Consider the following 23,718-nt stretch of genomic DNA (forward strand, 5'->3'; position numbering starts at 1 on the left):
GGAGTGCTCAGAGTCGCTGTAAACGGTGGTCTTGCAGAGAATAGCCCTGTTCGCGGTAGAAACGGAAACTCTCCCGCGCCGCTGCGCGGATGGCTGGATCTTCCACCACCACTTCCGCCACGCGGGCGAATTTGCTGGCGAAGGCCGGGACTTTCAGGTCGAGATTGACCAGCAGATCGTGATGCTCACCGCAGTCGTCTCCAAGTCCCAGCACGATCAAACCGTCCGGTTCGCTGTCGGCCGGGCCGTGGGGCACGAAGCTTTCATCCTTGAATGCCCACAGACGCGCATCGAGATCGTCGCGCTGGGCCGCATCGCTGCAATGCAGGTAGATGCGGTGGCCCATGCGCCAGGCTTTCTCGGTGAGCTTGCAGGCGAAATCCAGGCGCGCTGAAGGATCGGCGCTGGGCAGGATATAGAAGTCGACTTTGGTCATTGCGGTTCCAGAGCGGCAAGCGGCGTCACCCGAGAGTGACGCCACCTTTCAGCGGTTTCAGGCCTTGGCGCGATCCAGCAGGTACTGGGTCAGCAGTGGAACCGGACGGCCAGTGGCGCCCTTATCCTTGCCGCCGCTGGTCCATGCCGTGCCGGCGATGTCCAGGTGCGCCCAGTTGAGGTTCTTGGTGAAGCGCGACAGGAAGCAGGCGGCAGTGATGGTGCCGGCCTTCGGCCCGCCAATGTTGGCGATGTCGGCGAACGGGCTGTCCAGCTGCTCTTGATACTCGTCGAACAGCGGCAGTTGCCAGGCGCGGTCGTCGGCAGCTTTGCCGGCGCTGAGCAACTGGTCGATCAGTTCGTCGTTGTTGCCCAGCAGGCCGGACGTGTGTGCGCCCAGGGCCACTACGCAAGCGCCGGTCAAGGTGGCGATGTCGATCACCGCTTGTGGCTTGAAGCGCTCGGCGTAGGTCAGCGCATCGCACAGCACCAGACGGCCTTCAGCGTCGGTGTTGAGGATTTCCACGGTCTGGCCGCTCATGGTGGTGACGATATCGCCCGGCCGCGAAGCATTGCCGCTTGGCATGTTTTCGGCGCAGGCGAGGATGCACACCAGATTGATCGGCAGTTTCAGCTCAAGCACAGCACGCAAGGTCCCGAACACGGAGGCAGCGCCGCCCATGTCGTACTTCATCTCGTCCATGCCGGCGCCCGGCTTCAGGCTTATGCCGCCAGTGTCGAAGGTGATGCCCTTGCCGACCAGCGCGTATGGCTTCTCGGATTTCTTGCCGCCGTTGTATTGCATGACGATCAGGCGCGGCGGCTGGGCGCTGCCCTGGCCCACGGCGTAGAACGAGCCCATGCCGAGGGATTTGATCTTTTTCTCGTCGAGTACTTCGACTTTCAGATCCTTGAACTCTTTGCCCAGGTTCTTCGCCTGTTCGCCCATGAAGGTCGGGTGGCAGATGTTCGGTGGCAGGTTGCCAAGGTCGCGGGTGAAGGCCATGCCGTTGGCGATGGCGGTGGCGTGGTTCACGGCGCGCTGCACTTCGGCTTGCGCAGCCTTGATGGTCAGCAGGGTGATTTTCTTCAGGGCGCGCGGTTCGGCTTTCTGGCTCTTGAACTGGTCGAAGGTGTAGCCGCCGTCGACCAGGGTTTCTGCCAGCAGGCGAGTCTTGCCGTAGCTGTCGCGACCTTTGACGATGACTTCATCCAGCGCCAGCACGGCGTCACCGCCGCCCAGGCCTTTGAGGGTGTTGAGGATGCCGGCAACGATTTTGCGGAACGGACGGTCGCCCAGTTCTTCGTCCTTGCCCACGCCGACCAGCAACACGCGCTCGGCTTTCAGGTTCGGCAGGCTGTGCAGCAGCAGGCTCTGACCGACCTTGCCGGCCAGGTCGCCACGCTTGAGCACGGCGCTGATCGCACCACCGCTCGACTCGTCGACCAGTCTGGCGGCGACACCGAGTTTGCGGCCTTCGCCGACGGCAACCACCAGGGTGGCGGTTTTCAACGTTTCTGGGCTAACGCTTTTTACAACCAGTTCCATGTCCGGATCCCTGAATGAATGGTCAACACGCAGGCGTTCGACGTTGTCCGCAGTCGCCTGCTTATAGATAGAAGAGGCGCAGGCCAAAGCCTGCGACAAGGGCCGCAGTTTGAACCTCGCTCCCCGCGCCTGACAACCCTCAGCAAAGGATTACAGCGATGGATGAGTGTGCGCAGTGACAGGCGCACCCAATCACAGGATAATGCCGCATCTTTTTTCGACCGCTCTGCATGGCGGGCCGGTCGATGTGTTTGCTTGTTTGGCCGCCTTAGCCTGACAACCCTGGAGTGTCTGGTTTGATCGTCTTCCGTTATCTGTCCCGCGAAGTCCTGTTGACCCTCAGCGCCGTAAGTGCCGTGCTGCTGGTCATCATCATGAGCGGTCGCTTCATCAAATACCTGGCGCAGGCTGCGGCCGGTCAGCTCGATCCGGGCTCGCTGTTCCTGATCATGGGCTTTCGTCTGCCGGGTTTCCTGCAACTGATTCTGCCGCTGGGCCTGTTCCTCGGGATCCTGCTGGCCTACGGTCGCCTGTACCTCGAAAGCGAAATGACCGTGCTCTCGGCCACCGGCATGAGCCAGCAGAAGCTGTTTCGCATGACCCTGTTTCCGGCAACGCTGGTGGCACTGGTGGTGGCGTGGCTGAGCCTCGGCCTTGCTCCGCAGGGCGCCAACCAGTTTCAGTTGCTGCTGAACAAGCAGGACGCGCTGACCGAGTTCGATACCCTCGAACCGGGCCGCTTCCAGGCCTTGCGTGACGGTACTCGGGTGACTTACACCGAAACCCTGAGCGACGACCGCGTCAATCTCGGTAGCGTGTTCATTTCGCAGAAGAACCTCGGTGCCGATAAGAAGGACCGCGGGATTTCCGTGCTGGTGGCCGAGTCGGGCCGTCAGGAAATCCGCCCCGATGGCAATCGCTACCTGATCCTCGACAACGGCTATCGCTATGACGGCAGCCCGGGGCAGGCCGATTACCGCGCCATTCATTACGAAACCTACGGTGTGCTGCTGCCCAAGCCGGATGTCAGCGAAGAAGTCACCGATCGCGATGCAATGCCGACTTCGTCCCTGTGGGGCAGTGATGACATCCGTTCGAAAACCGAACTGCAATGGCGCATGTCCCTGCCTTTGCTGGTGTTCATCGTGACCCTGATGGCGGTGCCGCTGTCGCGGGTGAATCCGCGTCAGGGGCGTTTCCTCAAGCTGCTGCCGGCGATTCTTCTTTATATGGCTTACCTGACCATCCTGATTGCCGCTCGCGGCGCCCTCGAAAAAGGCAAGATCCCGCCGGCCCTCGGCCTGTGGTGGGTGCACGCGATCTTCCTGGTGATCGGCCTCGGCCTGCTGTATTGGGAGCCGCTGCGCCTGAAACTGGCCAGCCGTCGCAGCGCCGCGCTGGAGGTGGCCCGTGGTTAAACTCGACCGCTACATCGGCAGCAGCGTGTTCATGGCGATCATCGCCGTGCTGGCGATCATCCTCGGCCTGGCGACGCTGTTTGCCTTCATCGATGAAATGGGCGACGTCAGCGACACCTACACCCTGGTCGACGTGCTCGGCTTTGTATTGCTGACCGCACCGCGCCGGCTCTATGAAATGCTGCCGATGGCCGCATTGATCGGCTGCCTGATCGGTCTCGGCAGTCTGGCCAGCAGCAGTGAGCTGACGGTCATGCGCGCTGCTGGCGTGTCGATCGGCCGTATCGTCTGGGCTGTCATGAAGCCGATGCTGGTGCTGATGCTCGCCGGCGTGCTGATTGGCGAATACGTCGCCCCGGCCACCGAAAGCATGGCCCAGGCCAATCGCTCGCTGGCCCAGGGCAGCGGCGATGCGCAAAGCGCCAAGCACGGTATGTGGCACCGTCAGGGTGAAGAATTCATCCACATCAACGCGGTGCAGCCGAACGGTCTGTTGTACGGCGTGACGCGCTATCACTTCGACAAGGAGCGCCATCTGCTCAGCTCCAGCTTCGCCAAGAAGGCTGAGTTTGACGGCACCAAGTGGCAGCTCACCGACGTTGCCACCACGCTGTTCCACGAGCGCAGCACCGAGGTCGTCAATGCCCCGAGCGAGGAGTGGGACGTGGCGTTGAGCCCGCAATTGCTCAGCACCGTGGTCATGGCGCCGGAATCGCTGTCGATCAGCGGTCTGTGGGGCTACATCCACTATCTGGCCGAGCAGGGCCTGAGCAATGGCCGTTACTGGCTGGCATTTTGGGTCAAGGTGTTGCAGCCGCTGGTGACCGCCGCGCTGGTGCTGATGGCGATCTCGTTCATCTTCGGCCCGCTGCGTTCGGTGACCCTCGGTCAGCGTGTTTTCACCGGCGTGCTGGTGGGCTTCACCTTCCGCATCGTCCAGGATCTGCTGGGGCCATCGAGCCTGGTGTTCGGTTTCTCGCCGCTGTTTGCGGTGCTGGTGCCGGCCGGCGTGTGCGCGCTGGCGGGTGTCTGGCTGCTCAGACGCGCGGGCTGATGAACAAGCTTTCATTCAGCGCTTGAACCATGAAAACGCCTCGGTCGCAAGACCGGGGCGTTTTTGCATGCGATCCGGGTGACAGGCGAACGTGACGCTTGCGCCGTGTATCAGGTACAATTCCCGGCTATTTTTCGGCGGGCCAAGCCTGCAGCCTTTTTGAGTGTTGATCCGTGAGTGATTTGAGTCATATCCGCAATTTCTCCATCATCGCCCACATTGACCATGGCAAGTCGACGCTGGCTGACCGTTTCATCCAGATGTGCGGCGGCCTGGCCGAGCGTGAAATGGAAGCCCAGGTACTGGATTCCATGGATCTTGAGCGTGAACGCGGGATCACCATCAAGGCCCACAGCGTTACCCTCTATTACAAAGCCAAAGATGGCATCACCTACCAGCTGAACTTCATTGACACCCCGGGCCACGTCGACTTCACCTACGAAGTCAGCCGTTCCCTGGCCGCGTGCGAAGGTGCCTTGCTGGTGGTCGATGCGGGGCAGGGCGTCGAAGCCCAGTCCGTGGCCAACTGCTACACCGCCATCGAGCAGGGCCTGGAGGTCATGCCGGTCCTGAACAAGATCGACCTGCCCCAGGCCGAGCCGGATCGCGTCAAGGACGAGATCGAGAAGATCATCGGCATCGACGCCACCGACGCCGTCACCTGCAGCGCCAAGACCGGCCTGGGTGTCGACGAAGTGCTCGAGCGTCTGGTGCACACCATCCCTGCGCCGACCGGCAATATCGAAGATCCGCTGCAAGCGTTGATCATCGATTCCTGGTTCGACAACTACCTGGGCGTTGTTTCCCTGGTACGCGTGCGCCACGGCCGTGTGAAGAAGGGCGACAAGATTCTGGTCAAGTCCACCGGCAAGGTGCACCTGGTCGACAGCGTCGGCGTGTTCAACCCGAAACACACCGCCACCGTTGATCTGAAGGCCGGCGAAGTGGGCTTCATCATCGCCAGCATCAAGGACATTCACGGTGCGCCGGTCGGTGACACCCTGACCTTGAGCTCCACGCCGGACGTGCCGGTGCTGCCGGGCTTCAAACGCATTCAGCCACAGGTTTACGCCGGTCTGTTCCCGGTCAGTTCCGACGACTTCGAGGATTTCCGCGAAGCGCTGCAGAAGCTGACCCTGAACGACTCGTCGCTGCAGTACACCCCGGAAAGCTCCGACGCCCTGGGCTTCGGCTTCCGTTGCGGCTTCCTCGGCATGCTGCACATGGAGATCATCCAGGAGCGCCTCGAGCGCGAATACGACCTGGACCTGATCACCACTGCGCCGACGGTAATTTTCGAGCTGGTGCTGAAAACCGGTGAAACGATTTACGTCGACAACCCGTCGAAGCTTCCGGACGTGTCGGCGATCGAGGACATGCGCGAGCCAATCGTGCGCGCCAATATCCTCGTACCGCAGGAACACCTGGGCAACGTGATCACCCTGTGCATCGAGAAACGCGGTGTTCAGGTCGACATGCTGTTCCTCGGCAATCAGGTGCAAGTGACCTACGACCTGCCGATGAACGAAGTGGTCCTGGACTTCTTCGACCGTCTCAAATCCACCAGCCGCGGCTATGCTTCGCTGGACTACCATTTCGATCGTTACCAATCGGCTAATCTGGTGAAACTGGACGTGCTGATCAACGGCGACAAGGTCGATGCCCTGGCATTGATCGTGCACCGTGACAATTCGCACTTCAAAGGTCGCCAGTTGACCGAGAAGATGAAAGAACTGATTCCTCGTCAGATGTTCGACGTGGCGATCCAGGCCGCCATCGGTGGTCAGATCGTGGCCCGGACAACTGTCAAGGCGCTCAGAAAGAACGTATTGGCCAAATGCTACGGCGGTGACGTCAGTCGTAAGAAGAAACTGCTCGAGAAGCAGAAGGCCGGTAAGAAACGCATGAAACAGGTCGGCAATGTGGAAATTCCACAGGAAGCCTTCCTCGCCGTGCTCAGGTTGGAATAATCAGGTCCTATGTCGCTAAATTTCCCGCTGTTGCTGGTCATCGCCGTGTTCGTCTGCGGCCTGTTGGCGTTGCTTGATCTGCTGTTCCTGGCACCGCGTCGGCGTGCTGCCATTGCCTCTTATCAAGGCAGTGTCAGCCAGCCCGAGCCTGTGGTGGTCGAGAAGCTGAACAAAGAGCCGCTGCTGGTCGAATACGGCAAGTCGTTCTTTCCGGTGCTGTTCATCGTGCTGGTGCTGCGTTCGTTCCTGGTGGAGCCGTTCCAGATTCCGTCCGGCTCGATGAAACCGACCCTGGACGTCGGCGACTTCATTCTGGTGAACAAGTTTTCCTACGGCATCCGGCTGCCGGTGATCGACAAGAAGATCATCGAAGTCGGTGACCCGCAGCGCGGCGATGTGATGGTGTTCCGCTACCCGAGCGACCCGAACGTCAACTACATCAAGCGTGTGGTCGGCCTGCCCGGTGACACGGTGCGTTACACCGCCGACAAGCGTCTGTTCGTCAACGGCGAATCGATTGCCGAGAAGATGGTCGGCGCCGAAGCGGGTTCGCTGGGCAGCGCGGAGCTCTATCAGGAAAAACTCGGCGCAGCCGAGCACCTGATCCGCAAGGAAATGAGCCGTTACCGCGCCACCCCGGACCGTTCGTGGACAGTGCCTGCCGGGCACTACTTCATGATGGGCGACAACCGCGACAATTCGAATGACAGCCGCTACTGGGATGATCCGAACATTCCCAAGGATCTGCTGGGCATGGTTCCCGACAAGAATATTGTCGGCAAGGCCTTCGCGGTCTGGATGAGCTGGCCGGAGCCGAAACTCAGCCACCTGCCGAATTTCTCGCGGGTTGGCCTGATCAAGTAATCAAACACGGCGCTGTTGACCACAGCGCCGAATGCATTTCTGGAGCCGGCACAATCGGCTTCGCAATCGCCAGGATTTATTTTTTGAACACAGCGTTAATTGTCCCAGGCCTGCGCCGTACCCCGGCGATGGCAGTGGAAACCAGCCACGAACTCAGCGTGGGTAAACCGTGAGCGTTTCTCTAAGCCGTCTCGAGCGCCAGCTCGGTTACACCTTCAAGGATCAGGAGCTGATGCTGCTGGCCCTCACGCACCGCAGTTTTGCCGGGCGCAACAACGAGCGTCTGGAGTTCCTCGGTGATGCCATCCTCAACTTCGTCGCTGGCGAGGCGCTGTTCGATCGCTTCCCGCTGGCCCGCGAAGGCCAGTTGTCGCGTTTGCGCGCACGGCTGGTAAAAGGTGAGACCCTGGCCGTACTGGCTCGCGGTTTCGACCTCGGCGATTATCTGCGCCTGGGTTCGGGCGAACTGAAGAGCGGTGGTTTCCGCCGTGAATCCATTCTGGCCGATGCCCTCGAAGCGTTGATTGGCGCGATCTACCTCGATGCCGGCATGGACGTCGCCCGCGAGCGCGTGCTGGCCTGGCTGGCCGGCGAATTCGAAGGCCTGACGCTGGTCGACACCAACAAGGATCCGAAAACCCGCTTGCAGGAACACCTGCAATCGCGCGGTTGCGAACTGCCACGCTACGAAGTGGTGGATATCCAGGGCGAACCGCACTGCCGAACCTTCTTCGTCGAGTGCGAAGTGGTCTTACTGAATGAAAAAAGCCGAGGTCAGGGTGTGAGCCGTCGTATTGCCGAACAGGTAGCGGCCGCCGCAGCACTGATTGCCCTGGGCGTGGAGAATGGCAATGACTGATACAAACGCAACTCGCTGTGGCTACGTTGCCATCGTCGGCCGTCCCAACGTCGGCAAGTCGACGCTGCTCAACCACATCCTCGGGCAGAAGCTCGCGATCACCTCGCGCAAGCCGCAGACCACCCGCCACAACATGCTCGGGATCAAGACCGAGGGCGACGTGCAGGCGATCTACGTCGACACCCCGGGCATGCACAAGGGTGGCGAAAAGGCCCTGAACCGTTACATGAACAAAACCGCGTCGGCGGCGTTGAAAGATGTCGACGTGGTGATCTTCGTTGTCGACCGTACCAAGTGGACCGACGAAGACCAGATGGTTCTCGAGCGTGTGCAATACGTGACCGGCCCGCTGATCGTCGCGCTGAACAAGACCGATCGCATCGAAGACAAAGCCGAGCTGATGCCGCACCTGAGCTGGTTGCAGGAACAGCTGCCAAACGCGCAGATCATCCCGATTTCCGCGCAGCACGGGCACAACCTCGACGCGCTGGAAAAGGTCATCGCCGATCACTTGCCGGAGAATGATCACTTCTTCCCGGAAGACCAGATCACCGACCGCAGCAGCCGTTTCCTTGCCGCCGAACTGGTGCGCGAGAAAATCATGCGCCAGATGGGCGCCGAGCTGCCGTACCAGATCACGGTTGAAATCGAAGAATTCAAGCAGCAGGGCAAGACCTTGCACATCCACGCGCTGATTCTCGTCGAGCGTGACGGCCAGAAGAAAATCATCATTGGCGACAAGGGCGAGCGCATCAAACGCATCGGCACCGAAGCGCGCAAGGACATGGAGCTGCTGTTCGACTCCAAGATCATGCTCAACCTGTGGGTCAAGGTGAAGGGCGGCTGGTCCGATGACGAGCGCGCGCTGCGTTCGCTGGGTTATGGCGACCTGTAAGTAGCGATCTCGAAAACACCGCTACTCACTGTGGGAGCGAGCCTGCTCGCGAAGAGGATGTAACATTCAGCATTGATGTTGACTGTCACTCCGCTTTCGCGAGCAGGCTCGCTCCCACAGTGGTTTTGGGTTGTATGTAAAACCGCGTTTCTTCATCGAGAACTCAATGTCGCAAAACCCGCCTCCCGCCCAACCCGCCTACGTCCTGCATTCGCGCGCCTATCGCGAAACCAGCGCACTGGTCGATTTCCTCACGCCGCAAGGTCGGCTGCGGGCGGTGTTGCGCAGTGCGCGGGGCAAGGCCGGGACGCTGGCGCGGCCGTTCGTGGCGCTGGAGGTCGAGTTCCGTGGCAAGGGCGAGCTGAAGAATGTCGGGCGCATGGAAAGCTCCGGCACCTCGGCATGGCTCAACGGCGAGGCGCTGTTCAGCGGCCTCTATCTCAACGAGCTGTTGATTCGCCTGTTGCCTGCCGAAGATCCGCATCCCGCAGTCTTCGATCACTATGCCGCGACCCTGCTGGCGCTGGCCGAAGGTCGGCCGCTGGAACCGTTGCTGCGCTCCTTCGAATGGCGTCTGCTGGATGATCTCGGCTACGGCTTCTCCATGAATACCGACATCCACGGCGAACCTGTCGCTGCTGACGGCCTCTATCGCTTGCAAGTGGACGCCGGACTCGAGCGCGTTTACCTGCTGCAACCAGGCTTGTTTAACGGTACCGAACTGCTGGCCATGGCCGAAGCCGACTGGTCGGCGCCCGGTGCGCTGTCGGCGGCCAAGCGCCTGATGCGCCAGGCCCTGGCGGTGCATTTGGGCGGGCGTCCGCTTGTCAGTCGCGAGCTGTTTCGCAAGCCCTGATATGCTGTGCGCCGAACCTCTCAATTCAGGAGCGCATCCGTGACCAGCAGCAATCGCATTCTTCTCGGCGTGAACATCGACCACGTCGCCACCCTGCGTCAGGCCCGTGGCACGCGCTACCCGGATCCGGTCAAAGCGGCGCTGGATGCAGAAGAGGCGGGCGCCGATGGCATCACCGTGCACCTGCGCGAAGATCGCCGTCACATCCAGGAGCGCGACGTGCTGCTGCTCAAGGATGTGCTGCAAACCCGCATGAACTTCGAAATGGGCGTCACCGAAGAAATGATGGCGTTCGCCGAGCGTATTCGCCCGGCGCACATCTGCCTGGTCCCGGAAACCCGTCAGGAGCTGACCACCGAAGGTGGTCTGGATGTGGCGGGGCAAGAAGAACGCATCAGGGCGGCGGTCGAGCGCTTGTCGAAGATCGGCAGCGAAGTGTCGCTGTTCATCGACGCCGACGAGCGCCAGATTGCGGCTTCCAAGCGCGTCGGTGCGCCGGCCATCGAGCTGCACACCGGTCGTTACGCCGATGCCGAAACCCCGACTGAAGTGGCCGAGGAATTGAAGCGTGTGGCGGATGGCGTTGCGTTTGGTCTGGCCCAAGGCTTGATCGTTAACGCCGGTCACGGCTTGCATTACCACAATGTTGAAGCCGTGGCTGCGATCAAAGGCATCAACGAGCTGAACATCGGCCACGCGCTGGTGGCGCATGCGTTGTTCGTTGGCTTCAAGTCTGCCGTATCGGAAATGAAAGCGCTGATTCTGGCTGCTGCTCTCAAGGGCTAAGATCAAAAGATCGCAGCCTTCGGCGGCTCCTACAGGTGAACACATAACCCTGGAGCTGCCGAAGGCTGCGATCTTTTGCTTTAGAGCGGGGCGGGCTCTTGCGCGGGTTTCGACTTGTCGATCGCCGGCACATGCAGGTTGCCCTCGGCCACCTGATCGCCTTCAAGCTGCGGCTGGGTTACCCAAGTCAGAATGTCGTAGTAGCGACGAATGTTCGCCACGAAGTGCACCGGTTCGCCACCGCGGGCGTAACCGTAGCGGGTCTTGCTGTACCACTGCTTCTGCGACAGACGCGGCAGGATCTTTTTCACGTCCAGCCACTTGTCCGGATTCAGGCCTTCCTTCGCCGCCAGTTTGCGCGCGTCATCCAGATGGCCGCTGCCGACGTTGTACGCCGCCAGGGCAAACCAGGTGCGATCCGGTTCCTGGATCGAATCGTCCAGCTGATCTTTCATATAAGCCAGGTACTTGGCGCCGCCCATGATGCTCTGCTTGGGGTCGAGGCGGTTCGATACGCCCATCGCCTGCGCGGTGTTCTGGGTCAGCATCATCAAGCCGCGTACGCCGGTTTTCGAGGTCACCGTCGGCTGCCACAGCGATTCCTGATAACCGATGGCGGCGAGCAGGCGCCAGTCGACTTTCTCTTTCTTCGCGTAATTCTTGAAGTGCTGTTCGTATTTCGGCAGACGCTGCTGCAAGTGCTGGGCGAAGGTGGTGGCGCCCATGTAGCCAAGCACATCGACGTGGCCGTAATAGCGATCTTTCAGGCGTTGCAGGGTGCCGTTCTTCTGCACCTTGTCCAGATAGGCGTTGATTTCATTGAGCAGGCTGTTGTCTTCGCCCGGGCCCACCGCCCAGCTCTGACTGCGCGCGTCGCCGAGGTCGAAGGCCACGCGGATGTTGGTGAAGTACACCTGATTCATCGCCACTTCGTTGGAGTCGACCAGTGTCAGGTCGATCTGGCCCTCATCGACCATGCGCAGCAGATCGACCACTTCAACCGCGTCGGATTCTTCGTATTCGATGCCGGGATATTTCTGTTTCAGCGCGGCCAGTTGCTCGGCGTGGGTGCTGCCCTTGAGTACGGTGATCTTCTTGCCGACCAGATCCGCCGGATCGGTGGGGCGCGACTGGCCGTTGCGGTAGATGATTTGCGGGGTGACTTCGAGGTAGGAGTGGGAGAACCGCACCTGCTTCTTGCGTTCATCGCTGCTGACCAGACCGGCGGCCGCGAGTACCGGGCCATTTGGCTTGCCGACCTGGTTGAACAGGTCATCGAGGTTGTCGGCGGTCTCGATCTTCAATTCGACGCCCAAATCGTCGGCGAAGCGCTTCACCAGCTCGTATTCGAAGCCGGTTTCACCGCTGCGATCCTGAAAGTAGGTGGCGGGGCTGTTGCGGGTAACCACGCGCAGCACACCGTCCTCCTTTACGCGCTCGAGTGTGTTGGGTTTATCAACACAGCCACCGAGCACCAGGAAGAGTCCGGTTGCGATCAGCCATTTGGCGTATCGCGGACGCAAAGCCGTTGGGAAAAACATCTGCGCAGTATACGCAAACGGCCACGGGCGCCATATCTCGACAGCGTAGGACTAGTCTGCTAGCGATCACAAAATCGAACGAAATCCCTTGAATACGGGCCTTCAGGGCATTTTGTTACAGTAAAAATAAGCCATGCTGAAACGCTCGATTTACCTGACCCCGAAGGCAGAAACACAGATTGCTACCCGAGTGCAACCGTGCGTAGCGTTTCGGGTGATGTTGAGGTCGGTTTAGGCTAGAATGCACGGCCTCAAAGCACACCCCTTCCCGAGGCTGTCCCGAAGATGTTGATCCTGCGCGGCGCTCCTGCCCTTTCTGCCTTTCGCCACAGCAAACTCCTTGAGCAACTGAGCCAGAAGGTTCCAGCTGTCAGTGGCCTGTATGCTGAATTCGCTCACTTCGCCGAAGTCACCGGCGTCCTGACCGGCGACGAACAGCAGGTGCTAGCGCGCCTTCTGAAGTACGGCCCAAGTGTTCCGGTTCAAGAGCCTACCGGCCGTCTGTTTCTGGTGTTGCCGCGTTTCGGCACCATCTCGCCGTGGTCGAGCAAGGCCAGCGACATCGCCCGCAACTGCGGCCTGAGCAAGATCCAGCGTCTGGAACGCGGTATCGCCTTCTATGTTGCAGGGCAGTTCAGCGAAGCCGAAGCCCAGCTGATTTCGGACGCGCTGCATGACCGCATGACCCAGATCGTGCTGGCCAACCTCGAACAGGCCGCCGGTCTGTTCAGCCATGCCGAGCCGAAGCCGCTGACCGCCATCGACATCCTCGGTGGCGGCCGCGCCGCGCTGGAAAAGGCCAACACCGAGCTGGGCCTGGCCCTGGCCGAAGACGAGATCGACTATCTGGTCAACGCCTTCAACGGTCTGAAGCGCAACCCGCATGACATCGAACTGATGATGTTTGCCCAGGCCAACTCCGAGCACTGCCGCCACAAGATCTTCAACGCCAGTTGGGACATTGACGGCCAGAGCCAGGAAAAAAGCCTGTTCGGCATGATCAAGAACACCTATCAGATGCACAGCGAAGGCGTGCTGTCCGCTTACAAGGACAACGCTTCGGTGATCGTCGGCAACGTTGCCGGCCGCTTCTTCCCGAACCCTGAAACCCGCCAGTACGGCGCGGTGCAGGAGCCGGTGCACATCCTGATGAAGGTTGAAACCCACAACCACCCGACCGCGATTGCGCCGTTCCCGGGCGCATCCACCGGTTCCGGTGGCGAGATCCGTGACGAAGGTGCAACCGGTCGCGGCGCCAAGCCAAAGGCCGGCCTGACCGGTTTCACCGTATCGAACCTGCAGATCCCGGGCTTCGAACAGCCGTGGGAAGTGCCGTACGGCAAGCCTGAGCGCATCGTCACCGCGCTGGACATCATGATCGAGGGCCCGCTCGGCGGCGCTGCGTTCAACAACGAATTCGGTCGTCCGGCGCTGACCGGCTACTTCCGTACCTTCGAACAGTCGATCACCACTCCGCACGGTGACGAAGTGCGCGGTTATCACAAGCCGATCATGCTCGCTGGCGGCATGGGCAACATCCGCGAAGAACACGTCAAGAAAGGCGAGATCGTCGTCGGCTCCAAGCTGATCGTGCTCGGCGGCCCGGCGATGTTGATCGGTCTCGGCGGCGGCGCGGCTTCGTCGATGGCCACCGGCACCAGCTCGGCGGATCTGGATTTTGCTTCCGTGCAGCGTGAGAACCCTGAAATGGAGCGTCGTTGCCAGGAAGTCATCGACCGTTGCTGGCAACTGGGCGACAAGAACCCGATCAGCTTCATCCACGACGTCGGCGCGGGCGGTCTGTCCAACGCCTTCCCGGAACTGGTCAACGACGGCGATCGCGGTGGCCGTTTCGAACTGCGCAACATCCCGAATGACGAGCCGGGCATGGCCCCGCACGAAATCTGGTCGAACGAATCCCAGGAACGTTACGTGCTGGCAGTCGGCCCGGAAGACTTCGAGCGCTTCCAGGCGATCTGCGAACGCGAGCGTTGCCCGTTTGCCGTAGTCGGGGAAGCCACTGCCGAACCGCAGCTTACTGTCACGGATAGCCACTTCGGCAACAACCCGGTGGACATGCCGCTGGAAGTGTTGCTGGGCAAGGCGCCGCGCATGCACCGTTCGGTGGTTCGCGAAGCCGAGCTGGGCGATGACTTCGATCCGTCGAACCTCGACATCAGCGAGTCCATCGAACGCGTTCTGCATCATCCGGCCGTAGCCAGCAAAAGCTTCCTGATCACCATCGGCGACCGCACCATCACCGGCCTCGTCGCCCGTGACCAGATGGTCGGCCCATGGCAAGTGCCGGTGGCCGACGTTGCCGTCACCGCCACCAGTTTCGACGTCTACACCGGTGAAGCCATGGCGATGGGCGAGCGTACTCCGCTGGCTCTGCTGGACGCGCCCGCATCGGGCCGCATGGCTATCGGCGAAACCATCACCAACATTGCCGCCTCGCGCATCAACAAGCTCTCCGACATCAAATTGTCGGCGAACTGGATGTCGGCGGCCGGCCACCCGGGCGAAGACGCGCGTTTGTATGACACCGTGAAAGCGGTCGGCATGGAGCTGTGCCCTGAGCTGGGCATCACCATTCCGGTGGGCAAGGACTCGATGTCCATGGCCACGCGCTGGAATGACAACGGCGAAGACAAGACTGTCACCTCGCCGATGTCGCTGATCGTTACCGGTTTCGCGCCAGTGGCTGACATCCGTCAGACCCTGACCCCGGAACTGCGCATGGACAAGGGCACCACCGACCTGATCCTGATCGACCTCGGTCGCGGCCAGAACCGCATGGGTGCATCGATCCTCGCGCAAGTCCACGGCAAGCTCGGCAAGCATGCGCCGGACGTCGATGACGCCGAAGACCTGAAAGCCTTCTTCGCGGTGATCCAGGGCCTCAATGCCGACGGTCACCTGCTGGCCTACCACGACCGTTCCGACGGTGGTCTGCTGACCTCCGTGGTGGAAATGGCCTTCGCCGGCCACTGCGGTCTGAGCCTGAACCTGGACAGCGTTGCCGAATCCGCTTCGGAAATCGCCGCGATCCTGTTCAACGAAGAACTCGGTGCGGTGATCCAGGTTCGTCAGGACGCCACCCCGGACATCCTCGCGCAATTCAGCGCCGCCGGTCTGGGCGACTGCGTGTCGGTGATCGGTCAGCCGATCAACAATGGCCAGATCAACATCACCTTCAACGGTGACACCGTGTTCGAAGGCCAGCGTCGTCTGCTGCAACGTCAGTGGGCCGAGACCAGCTACCAGATCCAGCGTCTGCGCGACAACGCCGACTGCGCCGAGCAGGAATTCGACGCGCTGCTGGAAGAAGACAACCCGGGCCTGAGCGTCAAGCTCAGCTACGACGTCAATCAGGACATCGCCGCGCCTTACATCAAGAAAGGCATCCGCCCACAGGTTGCCGTGCTGCGTGAGCAGGGCGTCAACGGTCAGGTGGAAATGGCCGCCGCGTTCGACCGCGCCGGTTTCAGCGCGATCGACGTGCACATGAGCGATATCCTCGCCGGTCGTGTCGACCTCAACGAGTTCAAAGGCCTGGTGGCCTGCGGTGGTTTCTCCTACGGCGACGTGCTCGGCGCCGGTGAAGGCTGGGCCAAGTCGGCGCTGTTCAACAGCCGCGCCCGCGATGCGTTCCAAGGCTTCTTCGAACGTAACGACAGCTTCACGCTGGGCGTGTGCAACGGTTGCCAGATGATGTCCAACCTGCACGAGCTGATCCCGGGCAGCGAGTTCTGGCCGCACTTCGTGCGCAACCGCTCCGAGCAGTTCGAAGCGCGGGTGGCGATGGTGCAGATCCAGGAATCGAACTCGATCTTCCTGCAGGGCATGGCCGGTTCGCGCATGCCGATCGCCATCGCCCACGGTGAAGGGCATGCCGAGTTCGCCAGCGAAGAAGCACTGCTGGAAGCCGATCTGTCCGGTTGCGTGGCGATGCGTTTTGTCGACAACCACGGCAAGGTCACCGAAGCCTATCCGGCCAACCCGAACGGCTCGCCGCGCGGGATCACCGGCCTCACCAGCCGTGACGGTCGCGTGACGATCATGATGCCGCACCCGGAGCGTGTGTTCCGTGCGGTGCAGAACTCGTGGCGTTCGGAAGACTGGAACGAAGACGCTCCGTGGATGCGCATGTTCCGTAACGCACGCGTGTGGGTTAACTGATCGTCGTGTACAAGTTGGCGTTTTTTGTTCCTGACAGTCATGTCGAGGTGGTCAAAGGGGCTGTGTTCGCTGCCGGTGGTGGGCGGATCGGTGACTATGACCACTGTGCGTGGCAGGTGCTTGGCCTGGGCCAGTTTCGACCGTTGGACGGCAGTCAGCCGTTTATCGGTCAGGCGGGGCAGGTCGAGCGGGTTGAGGAATGGAAGGTTGAGCTTGTCGTTGCGGATGAGTTGATTGTGGCTGTTGTGGCGGCGTTGAAGCTCAGTCATCCGTATGAGACGCCGGCTTATGAGGTGTGGCGGCTGAAGGATTTCTGATCTTCTTGGCTGCTTGAACGGGAAACCCGCAGATGAGTGATTGTCTGCGGGTTTTTTGTTGGCCTTGGTTTTGTCTTGATTTGGGTGAATATCCGTTGCTTCGGGTGTGGCGGCTGGCGGTTTCGCCCTTACGGCGACTTACTTTTTTACAAGCACCCCCGTGTCAGCCTACCTGTCACCTCTGTTGATTGACTCAACCATTCATGGGGGCGAAGGTGTCTAGCAATGCCGAAGCGTTATGACGTCGCCGGTGGATCAAGATCAAGAGCAGGCGAGCTGACACTCGGCCTATTGAGTGGTGAAAAGCGTGTGTGTCCGGCTTTTGATTTGTGTTGTTGCTGCCCCTCACCCCAGCCCTCTCCCGAGGGAGAGGGGGCCGATTTTGTGTGGTTTGCAAATCCTGAGTTCAACTCGGACTTTCACGTCGGCGTACCTCGCCTGAACAACTCGGTCAGTCCCCTCTCCCTCTGGGAGAGGGCTAGGGTGAGGGTGGCGATCTGGAGTGTGTTTAAAGCGGTATCTGAGTTCGCAGAACCTTCCCACAAGGTTTTCAGGTTGTCCGTCGGACGTGCGATCTCTAGTCTTTTCCCGTCGCTGCTAATCAGCGATCGGGAGTGAGATCCCCGGATAGCTTGCAACTGGCGCCAGCACCACGATAATTGGCGCCAGCTCAATCTGCTGCCTGCTTTATGGCGGCTGTGTGCGGGCAGACTTCGGTCTGGCCGGTTGCCTGCTCCGGTGGATCTCACCTCGCACATAGCTGCCACCTATTCGCCGCGTGAGATCCGGCGATCGATGGCTGCCCATCAGCATCAGCAGGAGAAGCATTGTGGATAAAATCGTTCCCGATCCACCATACGAACCCACCCCCCTCGAACAAACCATCCGCGCCGACGACCTCGCGAAAAACCGCGAAGCGATCAAGCGCGCTCTGGATTTTTACCTGTGCCCACAGCCGAGCAAGGCGCGCCCGCCCGGCACCATGTTCCTCGTCCAGCCCGACGTCGACACCGAAACCCTGCTGGCCCACGCCTGTGAATCCCTCGCTTCAGCCAACACTCTGGCCAGTGATTTCGCCGATCAGTTGGGGCGACCGCAGCGCAATACGGCGCTGGCGATTCAGCAGATCATCATGCTTGCTGAGCTGGCGGTGAACCGTGCGCTGGATCGGGTTGATCCGTAGGCGTAAAAAAACCACCGGGCCGTCGAGCCCGGTGGTTTTCCACGACGTGCAATCGCGTGGATGTCACGTCACCTGTGTCAGCTTGACGTCCGTTACAAGCATGTCGACCAAGGTTCGCAGGTATTTGAAGCTCTGGTCTTTTTTCCCCCAGCGATCAATGAAGAACAGACCTTTGTCATTGATCTGAATCGGCGTCTCAACGATCTCGCCGGACCTGGATCTATGCACCACACTGGCGTTGCGGGTATCTGCATTTTCGATCAGGAATTGGCCCTGTCGAGTCAGTCTGCTGCGACTGACAGAAGGCGTCGCAGCAGGCTTTTTCGTGCCGGGGACGGCCACCTCCATCACAAAGTCGCTGCTCAAGGCCCTCACGTTGGCCTCGTGCTGGCCGCTGACAAATTCCCATGTACCGCGATGAATATCCCTGGCCAGCTCGGGGGCGGTGTCGCGCACGTGCAGGCTGACGGCTGAAAGTGTATCGGCCAGACCTGGCACGCCGAGGTTGTAATTGGTGTGCGCACTGCCGATGAGGGCCACCCATTTATGCGGGCCGTTGGCCAGTTGATCAGCCTCGATCACTCGGGTTGCAAAATAGCTGAACATCTCGTTTCGCGAGACTGCTTTGTCATGCAGGCCCTTGAGGTGGTAGGACGCTGTGCAATCGATCGCTCTGATGCGGATGTTGTATTTGGCTGCTGCCTGGTAGAGCTCCGTGTAGGTATCGCTCCCACCGTAAGCGATCATGTGCCCCCGGTCCTGACGATGCAGGTACGCCTTCAGCCTGTCCGGCATACGTTGGGTTCGCAAAAAAATGTCGAGATCGGCCTGGTGCAGATCGGTGAACAGGTGCTCGACATACAACGTGTCATAGCCTGCTTTCTTGAGCGCTTTCATGTGCTTTTTCAGCAGCGCTTTGCTCGCTACATCGGCATGGGCTTCGCCGATCAGCAGATTCAAGCGTCCGTCGGCCAGCTGCCGCAAAAAAGCCTCGAATGTGCAGTCGGAGGTGAGCACCGGCAGGATCGGCGCATCGGGAGGGACGTAGTCGGTGAAAGCGTCTCTGGCGGTTTTTTCCAGGCGCTTGCGCTGGGCGATGAAAGCCTCGTAGGCCGTTCTTTCACTGGAGATCGTCGGGGTGTAATTCGAGTCCATGGAGTAGGGCTTATGCAACATTTCAGCGATATCGTCGCGCAGCGGCAAAGCCACATCGAAATCGCTGAAGTGATCAACGGCGCTAGCTGCGGCGGGTGGCCTGGAGACGGGTAGAGGTGCCTTGTAGGTGCTCGGCATCTGTACCAGGAAATCACCTTGCGCAGTCGCATCGCCGGCGATGGCGCCGGGTGTATCCCTGCTTATGCGTGCGGGTTGGTACAGGTCGATGTCCTCAACACGTATGGCTACGGCCTCGTGCAGGTCGGCCAGGCCCGGCGTGTTGTCGAACGTGGTCATGCGCGACTGTTCGGTCAGGGCAATCCAGCGCTCTTCGCCGACGTCGGCCATATCACTGGCAAGCGCCTTGTGCGAATAGAAGTTTCTGATGGAGTTGTTTCGCGGGGTCAAAGGCGAGACCTCGGACATCACCATGATCCCTTCGAGTTTATAGCTGGCCGAGCCGTCTAGCGCATGGATGCTCATGCCTTTTTCCCGGGCCCTGCGCACCAGCGCCAGGTAAGAAAAAGCTGCGTCCGGCGCATACCCCATGGCTTTGTCGAGCGCCTTCAGATGTTTCTTGATATGAAACCAGGAGCCGTTCCTGTTGAGCTTTTCCAGTTTGAGATGAAACACGTCACCCGGCAGGTATTCGAGAAACAGATGCTTGTAGCCGTTCGCCACGAGGACGTCGAGATGCTCGATCAATAACTGTTTGCTGGCGATCGAACCAGGTTGTGCACCGATCACCAGGTTTTTTGCGGCGAATGCATCGCTGCCGATCAACTGTGCGAATGAGGTATTGGCGGCAACCGCCGGCACTTCGGCACGGGCGGGCAGCGGTGCGAGCCGGGCAAAATGGCGCGTGGCATCTTTGGTGAGTTTTTCGACCTGTTCCAGATAGGCTGTGCGTACATCGCTCAACTGATCGACCACCCGGGCCATGATGGTCTGCCGCGGGATACCCATGTCGCTCAGTTGCAGCAATGCCTCGCGCGATTGCGGAACCAGCAACGTTTCGACGCGCTCGCGGTAGTCGATCGCGACTCCATAATCTTTGTGCGGACCGGGTGTATCGGGCACAGCTTCGTATTTCGGTGCACCGCCGGACAGGCCGCTGCGCACCATCACCCCGTCGGAATTGCGTACGGTCAGAATGCCGGTCGAAAGCAGTCCGGAGCCATTCGGATCCGGGCGGTAGAGCAAATAACGGCCCAGCGCGTCCGGGTTGTTACTGGCGTAATACGACTGTCCTCTGAAAGCGACCGCCTGCATATCGTCCCAGACGGGTTCAGTGGCCATTTGATCGACCAATGCCAGAGCACTCTGTTGCTCATCGCCGGCAGTGGCGACAGCCTGACGCAACGGGCGCCGGACGGGCTTGAGTGACCGTAGCGCCGGACGCAGATCCGTCAGCACCGCGCCGGCACTGTTGAACAGATAACCGAGCAAGTGCCGGAACGCTTCGTTGTTGTTGCCCTGACGATAGGCATGCAGGGCGAGCATCGCGTCCTTGAAGGCCAGCAACAGGCCGGTGCTCAGGCTCAACAGCGGGAAGGGCGCGGTGGCGATGGCCGCGACCCACTCAACGCTCGTCCAGATCAGGCCGGCGATCATTTCGATACGACTGGTGGTGGTCGCGTGGACGTTGTCGATCCGCCGTTGCAGCTTCATGTCATAGAGCGCGGTAGGCAGGTCGCTGACGGCGTCAGCCGGTCGCATCGAGTCGTAGCGGGCGGGGCTGGGGGTGGTTTTGTTGAGGTCTTTGGGCAGCTTCTTGCGGATGTTGTCCAGGTGCGTGCGCACCCGGGTCTGGGCGCTGATACCCACGCGCGAGGTGAAGTACTCGACCATGCCCGATTGCAGCAGCAGATAATTGAACAGGCGCGCTTCACGAAAACGCACGCCGTCCGGCGCGTCCGGCGTATACAGCAGAACCGGATTACTGCCATGGCTGAACAGCCAGGTATCGATCACCCATTCGCCGTCGATCATCAACCGGTGGATCGGGTACTTCGTCCGCGTCTGCCCCGACGTTTGATCCATGCTGGTGATGCTTTGCTGGAGCCATTGCAGGTCGCTGCTGGCGATATGTCCTTGCAGCTGGCATTCCAGCGCGGCGCTTTGCATCTGGCGCTGAGTGATCGCCAGCGTCGCGTTGCGGCGGAACGCGTAGCCTTCGCTCTGGGAATTCTGCAGCTCCTTTTTAACTTTGTCGGTATAGCGTTGGCCGATCCATACCCCTGTGACCGAGCGCGCGACATTCTGCGCGGTCAGGCTGCTGATATCGATGCCTTGCGGACCTCTGAAGCGCGCCGAGCGTGAGAATTTCTGCTCGAGAAAACCCACGCCGTCGGCATAGCCGTCGCGATACAGCCGGGTATAGGTCAACGGCTCTGGTGTCCATGAGGGCACGATCGATTTTGGCGAGTAGGCCCAGACGGTGTCAGGATCGACGTCATTGGCCGCACGTTTGAGCAAGCGGTTCAGGCTGAGCTTCGCTTGCTCGTGCACGTAGGCGTCAAATGTCTGGAAACGCCCGCCCGACAGCGGATGTTGCTTGAATGCGAGCAGTGCACCCTCGGCGTCGTCGCTCAACGTCGTCAGTTGTCGGCGATTGGCCGCAGTGGTCGAGCGGTACCACACCGGTGTACTGAAATCATAATCATCGATGCGTGTGGCGAGCATGTGTTCAGCCATCGCTTTGAGGCAATCGAGATGGTTGCCGAGGTGATCGAAAGTCACCTTCTGGTGCTCCGCTGCTTCCGGCTTGAAGCTCAGCCCCGACAAGACTTTGCGCAGAGCAGGACGAAAGCGCATCGGTGCGCGGCTGACCAGGTAACCGGCCATGGTTTGGGCGGCGTCACTCTGCTTGGCCCACGACAACACATGGGCCTGACATTCGCGCTCACTGTCAAAGGCCTCGAACTGGCGATCGCGTGGGGCTTGTGGCGTGCATAGCAGAACGCGTTTGAGCGCACCGGACTGATCGTTCTGACGCAGCACCCAAAGGTCTTGGAGTTGCGCACCGTGCAAGCACAGCGTGGCGGCGCGCAACTGTGAATCGCTGCCGCTGCGCAGGCGCTGGATCATTTGCAGGTCGCTGTCGAGCAGGTGCCCTTGCAGCGCTGCGGTGTGGGCGAGCGCGACGATGCGCTGATCGAGCATTTGCTCAATGGCAGGTTTGATCGCGGAGCTTGCCTGCATCTGCGTTTGCAAACGTGCGAAGTCGACGCGCGGTTCCAGCTCCAGTGCCTGCTTGATCACCCAGGCGGGCGTCACGTCCGCGTACTCGTCGGCTAGCGGCAGGTCGTTGTAAGTCAGCCGGGTGTGGCTGAGAAACTCCGAGCCTGGCAACTCATCGCCGGTGTGCGGGCCGCGCAGGGTCAGCTCGAGCAGGTTGCGCTTGTGCACATATACGCCGTATCCCGGTACCCGCCGGTCGGTGGTGATTTGCAGGTTGTCCGGTTGCAGATCGTCGATTTGCAGATCATCACTCAGACGCTCCAGCCATTGCTGGCGGGCCACGGCCATCAGACTGACCGCCGGGCCCATCAGGTCAAGCAGGTTTTGCCGGGCCTGATTGTAGTTGCCCAGGTGCAACGCCAGTTCGGCCCGCTTGGCCGCGTCGGCGCTGCGGTACCAGTCCGGGGCGCTGTTGCGCAGGTGCCGTTCGAACAGGGTTTGTGCCTGAAGGGCCAGACGCGGAGTGAGATCCGGCAACGCAGCGCCGATGGCGCGCTCCAGCTCGGCGATCAAGCGAGCGGGATCCTGCTGCGGGTTAGCGGCGAAACTCAGTGCATATTCGATATCCAGGGTGCGTTTTTCGATCAAGGCATCGTAGATGTGTTCGAACAGCGGTTGGCTGTCGATGGGCGCCAGCTGCAATGGCCAGATTCCTGCTGTACCGACATCGTGGTAGCGGCTGGGCAGCAGCTGCATCAACTCGCTACGGCTGATGCTGTGCTTCATGGTCTCGAGCAGATGGGCATTGAGATCAGCCAGCGAATTGAACAGCTCCAGGCCCCTGGCGGGCGTGAACAACACGACGAAACCCGCGCTCTGGTCGGTCAGCAGATCGCTGACTTTCGGGGTGTCGTTTTGCGTAACGACAAAGGCCCCGGCGAGCTCGACAGTGGTTTGCTGATAAGTGAACTGCAACGCATACATGGCCGGACGCAACAGCGGGCCCAGCGCCAGTTTCTTCATCAGCTCACCAGCCTGCGGGTGCAACAGGCGATCCTTGACGGCTTGTTGCGCCTCGTACTCGAGCGCGGTGAAACCGGCGTCGTATTTAAGGAAGGTTTTTGCCGGTTTGCCGTCGATCTGGTCACGCAGATCCATGTTGATCAGTTGCGTGCTGAGGCGCACCTTCAGCGTGGCGATCAGTTGCTCGCCTGCCTCGCTTTGCAGGTCGCTGGTTGCCAGCGCCTGATAGAGCGCGCGACTGCGTTGCAGGTAGCCGTCGCGATAGGTTTTCAGCTGCTCTTCGAGGCGTTTGAGATGAGCCTGCTCGGTGCTCGGTTTGTGCTCGGGCAGCAGCGGGGTTTCGGTGTTGAAGAGCAGACGGCCGATCTGGTTGAGATCGTTTTTGATCTCATCGGGTGTGGGTGCGTTGGGGGTGCTCATGGGCACGATTTCCATGCTGGGGATGAAG

The 23,718-nt window shown here is 60.6% G+C and carries 15 protein-coding genes; 11 read left to right on the top strand and 4 right to left on the bottom strand.

The annotated features are described in order from the left end of the window. Positions 1-7 precede the first annotated feature (7 nt). Together AAEZ10_RS17810 and AAEZ10_RS17815 are read right to left on the bottom strand one after the other, a co-directional pair. Positions 8-436 (bottom strand): DNA polymerase III subunit chi, encoded by a 429-nt coding sequence (locus AAEZ10_RS17810; RefSeq protein WP_350570312.1) that lies wholly within the window; start codon positions 434-436, stop codon positions 8-10. Between the two features lie 57 nt (positions 437-493). Beyond that, positions 494-1,984: a leucyl aminopeptidase gene (locus AAEZ10_RS17815; protein WP_039759172.1), complete on the bottom strand. Its 1,491-nt coding sequence runs from the start codon at positions 1,982-1,984 to the stop codon at positions 494-496. Between the two features lie 296 nt (positions 1,985-2,280). On the opposite strand from AAEZ10_RS17815, the gene lptF reads away from it, so the two are divergent. The 8 genes from lptF (at position 2,281) to pdxJ (ending at position 10,686) form a co-directional block, all read left to right on the top strand. Continuing rightward, complete coding sequence (gene lptF / locus AAEZ10_RS17820) at positions 2,281-3,402, top strand: LPS export ABC transporter permease LptF (RefSeq protein ID WP_016771566.1); 1,122 nt, start codon at positions 2,281-2,283, stop codon at positions 3,400-3,402. Beyond that, positions 3,395-4,456, top strand: coding sequence for an LPS export ABC transporter permease LptG (gene lptG, locus AAEZ10_RS17825; protein ID WP_073473630.1), 1,062 nt, complete (start codon positions 3,395-3,397; stop codon positions 4,454-4,456). Before lptF ends, lptG begins: the two co-directional genes overlap by 8 nt. Before the next feature lie 173 nt (positions 4,457-4,629). Then, positions 4,630-6,426, top strand: coding sequence for a translation elongation factor 4 (gene lepA / locus AAEZ10_RS17830; protein ID WP_016771564.1), 1,797 nt, complete (start codon positions 4,630-4,632; stop codon positions 6,424-6,426). Positions 6,427-6,435: 9 nt separating this feature from the next. Further along, positions 6,436-7,290, top strand: coding sequence for a signal peptidase I (lepB, locus tag AAEZ10_RS17835; protein WP_016771563.1), 855 nt, complete (start codon positions 6,436-6,438; stop codon positions 7,288-7,290). 169 nt (positions 7,291-7,459) lie between these two features. Further along, positions 7,460-8,149 carry a ribonuclease III gene (gene rnc / locus AAEZ10_RS17840; RefSeq protein WP_024011703.1) on the top strand — a complete coding sequence of 230 codons (690 nt, stop codon included), beginning with the start codon at positions 7,460-7,462 and terminating at the stop codon, positions 8,147-8,149. Then, positions 8,142-9,044, top strand: a complete 903-nt coding sequence (era, locus tag AAEZ10_RS17845) for a GTPase Era (protein WP_007909024.1) — start codon at positions 8,142-8,144, stop codon at positions 9,042-9,044. Before rnc ends, era begins: the two co-directional genes overlap by 8 nt. Before the next feature lie 166 nt (positions 9,045-9,210). Then, the gene (gene recO, locus AAEZ10_RS17850; protein ID WP_041479514.1) at positions 9,211-9,900 is read left to right on the top strand and encodes a DNA repair protein RecO; all 690 of its coding nucleotides are present in this window, start codon (positions 9,211-9,213) and stop codon (positions 9,898-9,900) included. A gap of 39 nt (positions 9,901-9,939) precedes the next feature. Beyond that, positions 9,940-10,686 carry a pyridoxine 5'-phosphate synthase gene (gene pdxJ, locus AAEZ10_RS17855; protein WP_016771560.1) on the top strand — a complete coding sequence of 249 codons (747 nt, stop codon included), beginning with the start codon at positions 9,940-9,942 and terminating at the stop codon, positions 10,684-10,686. Between the two features lie 80 nt (positions 10,687-10,766). On the opposite strand, the gene mltF is transcribed toward pdxJ, so the two are convergent. Continuing rightward, entirely contained in the window at positions 10,767-12,227 is a 1,461-nt protein-coding gene (gene mltF, locus AAEZ10_RS17860; RefSeq protein WP_024011704.1) for a membrane-bound lytic murein transglycosylase MltF, read from the bottom strand. A 285-nt stretch (positions 12,228-12,512) separates the two neighbouring features. Between mltF and purL the strand changes: the two genes are divergently transcribed. The 3 genes from purL to AAEZ10_RS17875 all read left to right on the top strand — a co-directional run bounded on the left by purL (position 12,513) and on the right by AAEZ10_RS17875 (position 17,909). Continuing rightward, a complete protein-coding gene (purL, locus tag AAEZ10_RS17865) occupies positions 12,513-16,409 on the top strand; it encodes a phosphoribosylformylglycinamidine synthase (protein ID WP_024011705.1) in 3,897 nt (1,298 codons plus the stop codon). A 5-nt stretch (positions 16,410-16,414) separates the two neighbouring features. Then, on the top strand, positions 16,415-16,726 hold the full coding sequence (locus tag AAEZ10_RS17870) for a YqfO family protein (RefSeq protein ID WP_122747661.1): 312 nt from the start codon (positions 16,415-16,417) through the stop codon (positions 16,724-16,726). A gap of 829 nt (positions 16,727-17,555) precedes the next feature. Beyond that, positions 17,556-17,909, top strand: a complete 354-nt coding sequence (locus tag AAEZ10_RS17875; protein ID WP_073473621.1) for a DUF6124 family protein — start codon at positions 17,556-17,558, stop codon at positions 17,907-17,909. A gap of 63 nt (positions 17,910-17,972) precedes the next feature. Here the strand turns inward: AAEZ10_RS17875 and AAEZ10_RS17880 are convergent, their stop codons facing one another. After that, entirely contained in the window at positions 17,973-23,690 is a 5,718-nt protein-coding gene (locus AAEZ10_RS17880) for a membrane-targeted effector domain-containing toxin (RefSeq protein ID WP_350570319.1), read from the bottom strand. Positions 23,691-23,718: the final 28 nt, after the last annotated feature.

The organism is Pseudomonas sp. H26/SER47-MNA-CIBAN-0231, assembly GCF_040310465.1.
Lineage (GTDB): Bacteria > Pseudomonadota > Gammaproteobacteria > Pseudomonadales > Pseudomonadaceae > Aquipseudomonas > Aquipseudomonas atacamensis.

Coding starts and splice junctions, on each gene's coding strand:
- AAEZ10_RS17810 (WP_350570312.1), bottom strand. CDS start 436: ATGACCAAAGTCGACTTCTATATCCTGCCCAGCGCCGATCCTTCAGCG.
- AAEZ10_RS17815 (WP_039759172.1), bottom strand. CDS start 1,984: ATGGAACTGGTTGTAAAAAGCGTTAGCCCAGAAACGTTGAAAACCGCC.
- lepB (WP_016771563.1), top strand. CDS start 6,436: ATGTCGCTAAATTTCCCGCTGTTGCTGGTCATCGCCGTGTTCGTCTGC.
- era (WP_007909024.1), top strand. CDS start 8,142: ATGACTGATACAAACGCAACTCGCTGTGGCTACGTTGCCATCGTCGGC.
- recO (WP_041479514.1), top strand. CDS start 9,211: ATGTCGCAAAACCCGCCTCCCGCCCAACCCGCCTACGTCCTGCATTCG.
- mltF (WP_024011704.1), bottom strand. CDS start 12,227: ATGTTTTTCCCAACGGCTTTGCGTCCGCGATACGCCAAATGGCTGATC.
- purL (WP_024011705.1), top strand. CDS start 12,513: ATGTTGATCCTGCGCGGCGCTCCTGCCCTTTCTGCCTTTCGCCACAGC.
- AAEZ10_RS17880 (WP_350570319.1), bottom strand. CDS start 23,690: ATGAGCACCCCCAACGCACCCACACCCGATGAGATCAAAAACGATCTC.